Genomic DNA, 13,298 nt, shown 5'->3' on the forward strand with positions numbered 1-13,298 from the left:
TCTGTTTCATCGCTTCTTTTCTGATCAGGTCATTAGTAAGAAGCGGCGATCGCCAGAAGGATACGACGATCCCCGTTCAATCGGAAATGATTCGGACGACTACCGTTCATTCAAAGTCTTCTATCGGGGGGATCGAACGCGGGAAGCAGCGGTTCGGACTCCGGCAGCTCATGTTCTTTCGATTAACGAAGAGGCTCCGATATTTTCGGGGCCTCCTTTGTCATCTACGAGCAGATGCTGTGTAGAGGGATTAATAGGAGGAAAAATCGCAGATGATGCATCCTTATCGACCCTTGCATGCTCCCCAATTGCAGCCGAAGCAGCATCGCCACTCGCACCAGTTTCGGGAATTTGCGCCGAATCGCCGCCTGGCGTCGCATGTCGCGTCCTATTGGACGGTGGATTTCCAGCCGGTATCGGGCAATCAGGGACATCGCGTCATTCCCGACGGCTGCGTCGATATTGTCGTGGATCTACGGGCTTCATCAAGCCGGCAGGCCGCATACGTCGTAGGGTTAACGACGCAAGTCGAAGTTTTGCGATTTACCGAAGTACGCTCGGTATGGGGCATCCGGCTGTATTCGGAGTCGGCCCGCACGATCCTCAAGACTCCCTTATCGGCATTGACGGCCAGCCGCGTGTTTATGGAGGAGCTCTGGGGACAAGAGGCGCTGGATTGGGTCGAACAGCTGCTGACTGCTCAATCGGTTCCGGACAGGATCGCGGTCGTCGAGCGGCAATTGGACCGAATACTGGCTGCGGACGATTCGCCGGCACCCACTTTGGTGTACCAGAGCATGCAGTATATATACGATTGCAAAGGCAATCTTTCCGTAACGGATTTGGCGGATAAAGTGAACTTCAGCGAGAGGCATCTTCGAAGGGCGTTTGACCGGGAGTTGGGACTCAGCCCAAAGGAAATGCTCGGTATCGTCCGCTTTCAAAGCGTTTTGGAGGAGTTGTACAGCGGAGATTATTCCAGCTTGACGGATCTGGCGCTTCAACACGGATACTACGATCAGTCGCACTTCGCCGGCGCTTTTATGCGATATTACGGGCTGCCGCTGAAACGCCTGACTAAGCGGGAGTGAGGAAGTCCGTTTTTTACTATTTTGCGATGCGGGACAATTGCTACAATGGGGGTGAAAAGAAGCAAGACGAGGGGAGCTGCAAAGCATGACGGTAAAGCTGAAGCGAGTCGGGATTTACGTGGCGCAGATGAAGAGGGCGTTGGATTTTTATCGTAAACTGGGGCTGGCGATCCCGGACAACGCCGACGAAGCGCATCATGTCGATGTCGAGCAAGACGGAATCGTGTTTGCCTTCGACTTGGTGGAATCGGTTAAGCGCGTTTTTGAAGGCTGGGACAAGCCGGTCGGCTATCGGACAGAGCTTGCTTTTCAGTTCTCCAGCCGAGAAGCGCTGGACGACGCGTACCGTCAGTTGACCTCGCTTGGACATAAAGGCTACCTCGAGCCACGGGATACGCCGTGGGGCGAGCGATATGCGATCGTGAAGGACCCCGACGACAATTTAATCAGTTTCATCGCTTAGCAGAAAGTTGGAATGCACCTTTTTTTACGGCATCGGGCCTTAGATTAATAGCATCAAATCAAAACGTAAAGGTTTAAAAGAGCCGCATATGCTGCGGCTTTTTTTGTGCCTTACAAAATTGCAAGATTGATGTAAGGCAAATCGATGGCATAGGTCTGATTGGCAGGAAAATATTGAAACAAACGATAATCGTAATTTTTAAAGGAGAGTCGAAATGAGGCTGTTTGAATTTTTGCTTCTATTGTCAAACTTCGGCTTATTTGGATTAACCGTCCCATTCAAAAAAAGGATGGCGCAGAACGCCAGTGTTCGTTGCAAGCGGGATCTCCACGCTCTTACTGGTCGTTCACTGGACGGTGGAAGGCTTCAGAATTCAGCTCATTTTTCCCTACTGCCTAACGATCGTTTTTTTTAGCCGTTTCAGGTTATCGCTTTTAAAAAAAAGGCGTCTCAAAGGTCCCGCGATTCATCTCGGGCATTGCTTATACCGCAATAGCCATCATGCTGGGCGTAATAGCGGGTCTCATGTATGCTTTTCCTGTATTTAAGATGCCGGCACCGGCAAGCATGCTCCCTTGATTCCCGATCCCCGGATATTACGTTATATGGCCGCGAACTATGGCCTTCCCGGTTTTAACCTTCAACACCTCAAATACGTATCCAGTCATGCATATTCGGGGGGCCGAAGTCTCTTCGGCACTGCCTTCATACCCGCTGATCCTTGCGAATCCAGGCTTCGGCTCCTCCAGATTCCTTCACACGTCGCAAGCCGAACTCTCGCGAGTCACGGCTATGTCGTGGCAGCGATCACCATAGCTACAATACTTTTGCAACCGAGTTTCCGGACGGTCGCATCACGACCAGCACGACGAACGACTTATTTTCTCCCGACCATGATTACAAGACGGAAAGCGGTAATCGCGACAAGCTGGGAAAAGTTTTAACCGAGGATGTGGCGTTTGCGCTGGATCAATTCGAGCTGATTCAATCGGGACAGATTCCAAGCGATCTTAAAGGGCGGATTGATCTCGGTCATGTCGGGACGTTCGGCCACTTCATCGGCGGAGCGACCGCCTATGACGCTTCTTAAGATCCGCGAATCTCGGTTGGGATAGACTTGGATGGAGGGCTCTACGGCCTGCGTGACAGAGAAGGTCTGCATAAGCCGTTTTTGTTCATGAACTCGGCAAGCGAATCAAAAGATTAAAGATGGTGAAGGAAAACCATGTTTATACGGATGAAGAGCTTAAGCAGATGGGCAACGCAAGAGCGTGGATGGATCAAGTAACGGTAGACAAAAAGCTAGAGCTTGAACGGATGCGCGAAACGGTTGCCGCAGGGGGCAATTCCTCTATATCGACCATACGGAGCATTTGAATTTTACCGACGTGCAGTTCGTTTCTCCGATATTCAAGTGGATAGGCGTTACAGGAAAGATCTCGCCCGAAAGAGCGAACGCCGTCATCAATGCCTATATGCTGGATTACTTCGACATGCATCTCAAAAATCAAGGCGGAAGCTTAATAAAAGGACCGAATAGCCGCTTTCCGGAAGCGAAGAACGTAACCTCGCTTTTATAAACAACGGCATCAGCTTTATAATTAACCGAGGGATTCGAGAGCTTCGGAAAGCGACCCTTACGTTCTCTAGGGTTGGACGCAGTATGTAGGCGCGATCCATTATTAAGCGGCGGCTCGCAATAAGCAAGCGATATCGCAAATGAAAACCGCCGTCAAAAGCGGTCTTTTTTTACGTTTCCTTCGCTTTTCCCGTTAATTACCTATGCATGAGGGCATGGCTATATTATCATCAATGTCAGAAATCCATAAAAGGAGTCGACTTCATGGAAAAAGTAAACGGCCCCGCCGCCTCAGAGAACAAGGGGTTTAACTTAAATCTTGCCTCCGGCTATTTTGAAAACCAAGGCGTGAACGTAATGGCGTTCGACGATATTTATCCGGAAGGGCATCAGTCCGGCGTAAGCATCCTTATGCACGGCAATCGCGTCGCTACGAACGGCGATATCCGGTTCGAGCAGACGCCGGGTCAATGGCAGCCGGTACCCAAGCAGGGCGCGCGCGAATTGAATGAAGAAGCGAATACGATTACCACTTCGCTCAGTTTTCCCGACAAATCGAAGCACTTAAAAGGCTTTAATCCGATGTTCTATCCGGACTTCGAGTTTAATTACAACGTTATCGTCCAAGGAGAAGGCTCGTCGGTCAAAGTGACCGTCGATTTGGACAGACCGATCCCGGATTCATTCGTCGGCAAAATCTGCTTTAACCTCGAGCTTTTCCCCGGCGAATTGTTTGGTAAGCCATGGATCATGGACAACAAATCCGGCATTTTCCCTGAGCAGCCTAACGGTCCGGTTAAGCAACTGCCGTCCAATCATGCGCATCCCGGAAACTTCGGCGAGCCCGATGCAAAAGCGGACATTCAACTTCTAACGGGGGACAATAAGGGGTACAACCCAATGATTGCCGACGATCTTATCGCTCAGCCGTATGCCGTCGGAAAACGTTTTACGGTGCGGCCAGAAGACCCTTACAACCGCTTTACCATCGAAAGCAAAGGGACGGCGCTCAAGCTATACGACGGGCGCATGAACCATAACAATGGCTGGTTCGTCATCAGCAGCGAAGTGCCTGCAGGAGCCACAGCTCATGCCATTGAGTGGATCATTACCCCACATGTGGTGGAGGGCTGGCTCTCTCCGGCAGTCGTTCAAACCTCGCAGGTCGGGTATCATCCCGGCCAAACGAAGACGGCCATCATCGAGCTCGATAAACGCGAAAGCAAACGCGAAAAGCTATCGCTTTTCAAAATCACGGAAACCGGAGAAAAAGAGGTTTTCTCTGCGGGGGGAGAAGAATGGGGGCTATTTCTTCGCTATCGCTACTTAAAATTCGATTTTACGAATATCAGGGAGGAAGGGCTGTACAAAGTTCAATACGGATCGTCGGCGTCGTCCATTTTCCGGATCGCCAGCGACGTATACGAACGGGGTGTCTGGCAGCCTGTGCTGGAATATTTTCTTCCCGTCCAGATGTGCCATATGCGGGTAAGCGAGAAATACCGCGTCTGGCATGGCGATTGCCATGAACATGACGCCCGGATGGCTCCCGTCAATTTGAATCACTTTGACGGCTATGAACAAGGTTCGTCCACGCTGACCGACTACAAGCCGGGCGACTTCGTGCCGGGTCTGAACGTGGGCGGCTGGCACGATGCCGGCGATTTTGACCTGCGGATCGAGTCGCAGTCCGGCGAATTCTATACGTTGGCCCTCGCGTATGAGTCCTTTAACGTTGATTATGATGCGACCACGATCGATCAGGACAAGCGAATCGTCGAAATCCATCAGCCTGACGGCAAAAACGATATATTGCAGCAAATCGAGCACGGCGTCCTGTCCGTCGTGGGCGGCTATCGCGCATTAGGGCGGCTTTACCGGGGGATTATCGAGAACGATCTCCGACAATACGTTCATCTTGGCGACAGCGCGAGCATGGATTCGGAACGGTGGGTGTTCACCGAAGACAATCCGCCTCGGGAATTGACGACTGCCGCTCATCTCGCAGCCGCTTCGCGCGCCTTGATCGATTTTAATCCTGTTTTAAGTCAGCAGGCCTTGGAAGCCGCCGCCAAGCTATTTCAGATCACGGATGGAAGCGGCCACGCCAGGACGGCCAAGGTTCATGCCGCCGCCGAATTGTTCGTGACGACCGGAGAAGACGAATATAAAAACCACTTATTGTCGGAAGCCGACTTTATCGTCGAATCGATCGCCAAGGTGGGCTGGTTTATCGCTCGCGCCGAAAAGGCGATGAATGACGCCGGATTCACGCAAAAGTTTTGCGATGCCTTGCCGGCCTTGAAAGAGCAGTTTGAGCGCCAAAGTGCCGAGACGCCTTACGGAATCCCGTATCGCCCGCATATCTGGGGAGCGGGTGGGGGATCCAGCAGCAGGGATACGAGTACTATTTCCTGCATCGGGCGTATCCCGACATTTTCGATCCCGAATTGATATTTAATGCCCTTAACTTTGTTTTGGGCTGTCATCCGGGATCCAATACAATGTCGTTTGCGTCGGGCGTAGGCGCCGCTTCGGCAACGGTAGGATACGGACTCAACCGCGCCGATTGGTCCTATATTCCCGGCGGCGTCATTTCAGGTACTGCGCTGATCCGACCCGACTTCCCCGAGTTGCTGGTGTTCCCTTATTTGTGGCAACAGGTGGAGTACGTATTGGGAGGCGGTTCTTCGCACTTTATGTTTATCGCTTTGGCGGCCCAGCAGCTGACGAGCGGTAAATGATAAGCGTTAACATGGTTTTCGCGCCACGGCACTGAATTTAAGATCGAATGCGCCGCAGAGAGGAATCTCTGCGGCGCATTTTTTTAAAGCGTACGTGTCGAACAAACTCGCGCATGCCTTCGGCTCCGATCGAACAGAAAACCGGCGAAACGGTACGCCGAACGGCGCAATTGTACCTTTTTTTTACCGCCATAATGCTTGGATAATGAATCTAACCCGTCAAATGTAAGCGCTATCAACTATGTTGTGAATCGTTTATGATTCGCTTGAGATTCGGTCTGACTAGCAAAGGGGGGGATGCGGCGGAGCAAACGGTATGCAGCTGCATGGCGGCCACAGGGGGAGTCAACGCGCCCTTCGGCGGTCGGTTCGTGGCTTCACGATCCAAAATCAAAGGGAGATGATATTCTTCATGTTCAAACCTTTCATCAAGCTTCGCATCCTTTTGCTGGCCGTTGCCATTCTGGCGACGCAAGCGGGTGTCACGATTCCGCATGCGCAAGTCGCCAGCGCCGCCATCAATGGAATGGGCCAGAAGCCGTACATGGGCTGGAGCAGCTACAGTATGCAGGTTTATTCGGGCAGCAATCCCTTTATCACGGCAGCCCAGATCAAGGCGCAGTCGGATGCCATGCATGCCACGCTGCAATCGCATGGCTACGAATACATCAATATCGATGCGGGTTGGAACGGAAGCATGGACGGTTACGGCCGGCCGATCCCGAGCACGTCGCTTTACCCTAACGGCTTCCAGGACGTCATCGACTACGTGCACAACAACGGGCAGAAGATCGGCATCTATCTGATTCCGGGGCTGTCCAAGGACGCTTACAATGCCAATCTGCCGATTTACGGCACGACCTCCTGCCATATGCAGGATATCGCCGTCCAGCCGCTTACGACGGCGGACTACTGGAACATTGGATACAAAATCAACTTCTCGAATCCCTGCGCCCAAAGTTACGTCAACTCCATTGCCGATCTGATCGCGTCCTGGGGCATCGATTTCGTGAAGTTCGACAGCGTGACGCCGGGCTCCGGCCATAACGATACGTCGATCGACGCGCGCGGCGACGTGAAGGCGTGGGCAACCGCCCTTGCGTCGCACGGCATCTGGTTCGAGCTCTCGTGGGCGCTCGACCATAACTACGTCGATTACTGGAAGCAATACGCCAACGGCTGGCGCGTCGATTGGGACGTCGAAGCTTATCAGCCCGGCGTGAAGCTGACCGAGTGGAACAACATCGCACGCCTATTTCCCGACGCGGAAGTGTGGTGGCGCGATGCGAGGCCGGGCGGTTGGAATGACTTCGACTCCTTGAACGTCGGCAACGGGGCGATGGACGGCCTGACCCAGGACGAACGCCGCACGGCGATGACATTTTGGTCGATGTCCTCGGCGCAGCTTTATACGGGTAACGACTTGACCAATCTGGACAGCTTCGGCATCGGACTGTTGACGAATGACGAGGTAATCGCGGTCAATCAGGCGGGGCGCCCGGCGCATCCGGTATCGACCGCGACCAACCAGCAGGTATGGTACGCGAACAACGGAGATGGCAGCTATACGGTCGCCCTGTTTAACCTCGGCAGCGCTTCGGCTACGGTAACGGCGAATTGGAGCGACATTGGCCTATACGGTTCCGCAACAGTCCGCGATCTGTGGACCCATACCGATCTCGGCAAGTTCGCGACGGGCTACAGCGCCGTAAACCTCGCACCGCACGCTTCCCGAATGCTGCGGGTCGTCACGAACGGCGGCGCTAACGTCGTAAACGACGACGACACGGGCATCTCCTATACGGGAAGCTGGCAGCGGAGCTGGAATCGCGGGCTCGGCGATTTCAAGGACGACGTCCACTATACGCAAACGAACGGAGACTATTTCGAATTTTCGTTCAACGGAACCGGCATCGATCTGTATACCGAGAAGGATTCTTCACAGGGGAATATCGACATCTACATCGACGGCGTGCTGAAGCAGACGGTTAACACTTACAATGCGACGCGGCAGACGCAGCAGAAAGTATATAGCGCTTCAGGGCTCTCTAACGGCGTTCATACGTTGAAGGCGGTGAAAAAGACCGGTACGTTCATGCTGCTCGACAAGCTCTCGTTCAACGTGGCTTCGCCGATCGAAGTGAACGATACGGATGCGGGCCTCACGTATTCCGGTTCCTGGTCGGCCAGCACCGCACGCGGCTTCGGCGATTACAATGACGACGTCCACTATACGATGACGAACAATGATTATTTCCAATACGCCTTCAATGGCACGGGGATCGATCTCGTTACCGAGAAAGATTCGTCGCAAGGAAACATCGACGTCTATATCGACGGCGTCTTCAAGCAGACGGTGAGCACCTACAACGCGACGCGGCTCGCGCAGCAGACCATCTACAGCATCCGCGGCTTGACGAGCGGGGCCCATACCCTCAAAGCCGTGAAAAAATCGGGCACGTACATGCTGCTCGACAAACTCAATGTCCTCAGCAGCCGTATTCAGCTGAATAATACGGAACCCGGCATTACGTACTCCGGCTCCTGGTCGCTGAACGCCAGCCGCGGTTATGGGGATTATAACGACGACGTGCATTTTACGGCTGCCAACAACGACTACATGCAATACACGTTTAACGGAACGGGGATCGAGCTTCTTGGAGAGAAGGCGTCGGATCAGGGCAACGTCGACATCTATATCGACAATGTGCTGCAGACGACGGCGAACACATATAACGCGACACGCCTTGCCAACCAGTCGATCTACAGCGTAAGCGGATTGGCCGGCGGCTCCCATACGATCAAGGCCGTCAAAAAGACAGGCTCGTATATGCTGGTGGATTCGCTGCGGGTGACGCCTTGAGGCTGGGCTATAGCTAAACGAAAAGCACACTTTTGGAAGCAACCTTCCGGAAGTGTGCTTTTTCCTTAGAGTCTCAGTGATATCTGCACCAACCTTATAATTGAGGAATGAGGCAATCGAACAGAACCGGAGAAGGGTGTCGCAAATGGATAGGATCGTCTCACTATAATTAAAATCAGACATGTTTTCCAAGCTGTTGCTTCGCATTACACTATATGAAATGAAGCTCACGGCATTACTTGCATAATCCAGACGAGTATGACTTGAACAGGTGACCTGTCACGCAAAGTCGAGAACGATAAGGGGAAACGCATGATGAAGATGCATTACAGCATGGCCCATGAACCGCTGCTGGAATTATCCACGCGGGATGCGTTGGTTGCCAATATGAAGAAGGCCGGGATCGAGAAAATTTGGATTGCCGGTTTTCTCTCCGGAGACATGATCGACCTTGAAGAACTTAAGCAAGCGAAGGCATTTGCGGAGCAAAACGGACTTGAAGTAGGGGCGTTGACGATCCCAGTCGGGCACCCGGGCAATTCTCTTAATCCGGACGACCCCGATTCAAAGCTGACAATCCCCGCGCATTGGCACTATCGGATCGATAAAAGAGGGGAAACCGCCTATTTCTGCGGAGCGATCGATACTTTTCTAATCGAGGACAACGGGAAAGCGGCGAAGCTGCTCTGCGATGCAGGCTTTAAAGAAGTGTTTCTCGATGACGATCTCCGCATCGGCAACTTAAATGACAGCATCGAGGGCTGCTATTGCGATGCATGCGTGACGGAATTCAACGCGATTTACCGCCGTCAGGAGACAAGGGAAACCTTGAGGGCGCGATTGGCCGACAAACTGGATCTGGCCTTAATGAAGGATTGGGTTGCCTTTCAATGCGACAAAGTTACGGCTGTCATGAAGGCCACGGAAATGGAGGGCGTGCAGCCCGGGATCATGGTCATGCATTTTGGCGACGAACGGCACGGAATCGATATTCCCGCGATTCGGGAACAAATACCGAACACGCTGTTCCGGGTCGGGGAACATCAATTCAATGATCGAAAATTCGCCAATCCGTACGCGAAAGGCGAAGAAATGCTCGGCATCGCGTACCACCTGAACTTTATCGACAAGCCATTCGCTTATAGCGAAACGACGATTTTTCCTCCCCGGTCCTTAAAGGCGCATAACTTGGTCTATAAAGCGAAGCTGGCGATTGCAGCAGGGCTTGAAAATATCCTCTTCATGAGCGGCACATGGGCGATGGATGACAGCTATTGGAAAGCGATTGCAAATGCGCTTCCGGTATTGCGAGCGTTTGACAAAGCGTGCGCAGACGGGGAAAGAACCTATCCGGTTCATCTCGCTTACGGGACACATGGCGCTTACGCAGAGCCCATTATCCCGACCAGTTTGCCAGTGTTGGCGGGATTGCCGGTCAAACCCTTGCGTGCGGATCAGTGCGATGGTGACGGGGAGTTGCTCTTGTTTTTCGGCGATTATGAATTAACCCCGCAATGGCAAGCGAAGCTGCCACTCTATAATCAAGTGATTTTTGACCAAAAGGCCGCGTTAAAAAATAAAGCGATTATCGAAGCGTTAATGGCTACGGCTTCCAATCTTGTTTGCTGGGATCAAGTAGCGACTTCAAAGCCTGACATAGCGGAAGTATCGCTGCTTCAAGCGCGGATCGGTCAAGAGGCGAGTGACTTCCCGCGCGTCGCTGAGGGGGAGCCATATCGGGTTGGTATGGCTGAAGAATTGCGAGAAGGTCATTTTATATAACCTGTTGGAAACCGAAAATCAGGGCATAGTCGAAATATCGGGCAGCAAGCATCCCGTTCGCTTGAAGCCGCTGTCCTTTGCGGTTCTGAGCCGATCAGGCTTCCTGGCAGAATACGTTACGGAAATGAAGCTTTAATTTCTGACCGCAGAACGTCTATAGACAGAAAGATTAAGCGCCTTCCGCGTGGAGGCGTTTTATTGTTTTGACTAGTATAATCATGCCGCTAGCTGGATGTCGGAGGGATCATTACGATTCCCGATTACCCCTGCATCATACGATTGTCGGGGCTTCATCGCATAAGCGATGGGGGAATATATGGTTATATGCATGATAAATTACTGTGCTAGGGGGGTCTCGGCATGTCGCTTCGATTAAGGCATACAATCGCTAGACTCATGATTCTCCTGCTCGGCATCCTGCTGTCCGCGGCGTGCGCTCAACATGCGGCTGATGCCGATACAAACGAGTCGAAGCCTATATTTACCGACGTAGCGGGAGAGTATTATCACTTTCTGGCGCTGGACACCGACGGCAATGTATGGGGATGGGGCACGAACATCGGGAATCAGCTCGGCGAAGCGGATCAGAGCTATCTGGTCGTGCCCGCGAAGATAAAGGGGATCGACGACGTGAAGCTCATCTCCGCCGGGTACGGACATTCGACCGCCGTCAAAAAGGACGGCACGGTCTGGAAATGGGGCTCGAACGCTGCCGGCGCGCTGGGCGTAGATCCGGACAAGCTCGATTTTACGGCTAAACCGATGCAGGTGCAAGGTATTGACCATGTTAAGGCCATTGCGGACAGCGCGTACTATACGTTGGCCTTAAAAGAGGACGGCACTGTCTGGGGATGGGGGGCAAACGATAAGGGACAATTGGGCATCGGGCGCTTCAGCGCGCAGGAATCGCAACCGGTGCAGATCCAATCTCTGCCTCGGGTCACGGCCATTTACGCGGCGTTTAACGAAGGCTATGCCGTCACTTCCGACGGCAACGTATGGAGATGGGGAGCCGCGCTCAAATGCGACGGCGTATGCAAGGAGGCGCCTGCGGCCGAGCCCGTGAGATTCGAGGGTTTGAGCCGCGTGCAATCGCTGTCGGACGAAATCGCGATCCTGCAGGACGGCACGGTCGCCAAGTGGGGTATCAACTACGAAGGCAGCTTGGGAACGGGGTCTACGGAATACGCCTACCTTCCCGAGCCGGAGCGGCTTCCTAGCCTAAAGAACATCGTCAAGGTGTCCAAGACGCATGCACTCACGACGGATGGCCAAGTCTGGGCTTGGGGCAGGAACGACTATGGACAGATCGGCGACGGCACGAAAAAGGTTACGCCAAAGCCGATTCTGTTGAACGGCATCGATCAGGTCATCGACATTACGAGCGGTGAAGAGGTTATCGTTGCGCTTAAGAAGGACGGCACGCTCTACGAGTGGGGCAGCAACCGGAACGGGGAGATCTCGAATGCGGCCGCCGACATTCTGCCTCCTACGCCGGTGCCCTTCACGGTTCCGACTGTCAACTACGCGCTTCCTATTCCGAGAGATCCGGGTACCTGGACATTTTTGGACGAAAAGGGGAACATCATTAAGGACAACCAGCTTTATCTGCGCGTCAAGCCGTTCTCGGAGGGTAAGGCTGCGGTACAGCGAGCATCCAACAATCTGTGGACTTTCATTAAGACAGACGGCAAGCCGGCGTTTTCGGACAATTTTCTGATCGTGAAGGACTTCCACCAGGACAGGGCCGGCGTCAAGCGCCAGGATGGCTGGCATTTTATCCGAACGGACGGCAAGCCGTTGAATCAGGACCGCTACGCCAATGTCGATTCATTCGCCAATGGCCTTGCTCCTGTCTTGGCGAACGGCAAGTGGGGTTATCTCGGGCTGGACGGAAAAATGAAGATCAAGCCGCAATTCGCAGCCGCTCAGCGATTCGAGAACGGATTGGCCGCCGTGCAGACGAACGGCAAATGGGGCTTTATCGATTCGACAGGCAGATTCATTGTCAAAACCCAATATGCCGCTGCCGGCGCCTTCGCTGCGATGCAGATGGCACCCGTCAAGCAGAACGGCAAGTGGGGCTACATCGACAAGTCGGGCGCGTGGAAGATCAAGCCTCGGTACGAGGATGCGAAAAGCTTTTCGAGCGCCGGATTGGCGCCCGTCAAATTGAATGGCAAATGGGGCTATGCCGCCCAGTCCGGCAAGCTGGTCATAGCGGCGCAGTACGAGGACGCTTCTCCTTTTCAGGAAGGCTTGGCAAGCGTCAAGAAAAACGGTCTATGGGCGGTCATCCAGCGGACGGGCAAAGTGCTGACGCCGTTCCAATTCACGGAGATCCATCCGTATCAAAATCATGTCGCATGGGCCGTGACGAAGACGGATAACGGTTATCTCGACACAACGGGCAAATGGTACTTCAAGATGAAGATTCAGAAATGGTGACCGAAAGGGATCTCGATGGAGGCGAGAAATTTATTGCCCTTACCACCAGTGCAGAAAGATTAAATCGGCCTCTGATCAGTTGGGTGGGGGGAGAGTAATGAAGATTAAAAAGACATAATTTAGGCTATACAAAAGTCAGTCATCTGGATGCAGACGACTAGACCTTATATCGTATTTGATCCGCGTTTAACGCGGATTTTTTTGTTGTAGCGATACAAGAAATTCCCGATTTATGGATGAATTTATGCCGCGTCGCACCATCGCAAAAGCATGTCATGTTTTGCCGGTTTGGAAGGTTGGGTAATCAGGTTCGACGCATAAGCAGAGG

At 53.0% G+C, this 13,298-nt stretch carries 8 protein-coding genes; all 8 read left to right on the top strand.

Features of this window, described 5'->3' with window-relative positions; all coding sequences use genetic code 11:
* Positions 1–272 precede the first annotated feature (272 nt).
* The gene (locus OMP38_RS00045; RefSeq protein ID WP_277563366.1) at positions 273–1,091 is read left to right on the top strand and encodes a helix-turn-helix transcriptional regulator; all 819 of its coding nucleotides are present in this window, start codon (positions 273–275) and stop codon (positions 1,089–1,091) included.
* Positions 1,092–1,176: 85 nt separating this feature from the next.
* Complete coding sequence (locus tag OMP38_RS00050) at positions 1,177–1,554, top strand: VOC family protein (protein WP_277563367.1); 378 nt, start codon at positions 1,177–1,179, stop codon at positions 1,552–1,554.
* Between the two features lie 721 nt (positions 1,555–2,275).
* The gene (locus OMP38_RS00055) at positions 2,276–2,644 is read left to right on the top strand and encodes a hypothetical protein (RefSeq protein ID WP_277563368.1); all 369 of its coding nucleotides are present in this window, start codon (positions 2,276–2,278) and stop codon (positions 2,642–2,644) included.
* 1,071 nt (positions 2,645–3,715) lie between these two features.
* Positions 3,716–5,587: a glycoside hydrolase family 9 protein gene (locus OMP38_RS00060; protein WP_277563369.1), complete on the top strand. Its 1,872-nt coding sequence runs from the start codon at positions 3,716–3,718 to the stop codon at positions 5,585–5,587.
* Between the two features lie 50 nt (positions 5,588–5,637).
* A complete protein-coding gene (locus tag OMP38_RS00065) occupies positions 5,638–5,877 on the top strand; it encodes a hypothetical protein (protein ID WP_277563370.1) in 240 nt (79 codons plus the stop codon).
* Positions 5,878–6,289: 412 nt separating this feature from the next.
* Positions 6,290–8,740, top strand: a complete 2,451-nt coding sequence (locus OMP38_RS00070) for a glycoside hydrolase family 27 protein (protein WP_277563371.1) — start codon at positions 6,290–6,292, stop codon at positions 8,738–8,740.
* 312 nt (positions 8,741–9,052) lie between these two features.
* A complete protein-coding gene (locus OMP38_RS00075) occupies positions 9,053–10,522 on the top strand; it encodes a hypothetical protein (protein ID WP_277563372.1) in 1,470 nt (489 codons plus the stop codon).
* A gap of 360 nt (positions 10,523–10,882) precedes the next feature.
* Positions 10,883–12,970 carry an RCC1 domain-containing protein gene (locus OMP38_RS00080; protein WP_277563373.1) on the top strand — a complete coding sequence of 696 codons (2,088 nt, stop codon included), beginning with the start codon at positions 10,883–10,885 and terminating at the stop codon, positions 12,968–12,970.
* Positions 12,971–13,298: the final 328 nt, after the last annotated feature.

Origin of the sequence: Cohnella ginsengisoli, from assembly GCF_029525555.1 — a bacterium.
GTDB lineage: Bacteria > Bacillota > Bacilli > Paenibacillales > Paenibacillaceae > Cohnella > Cohnella ginsengisoli.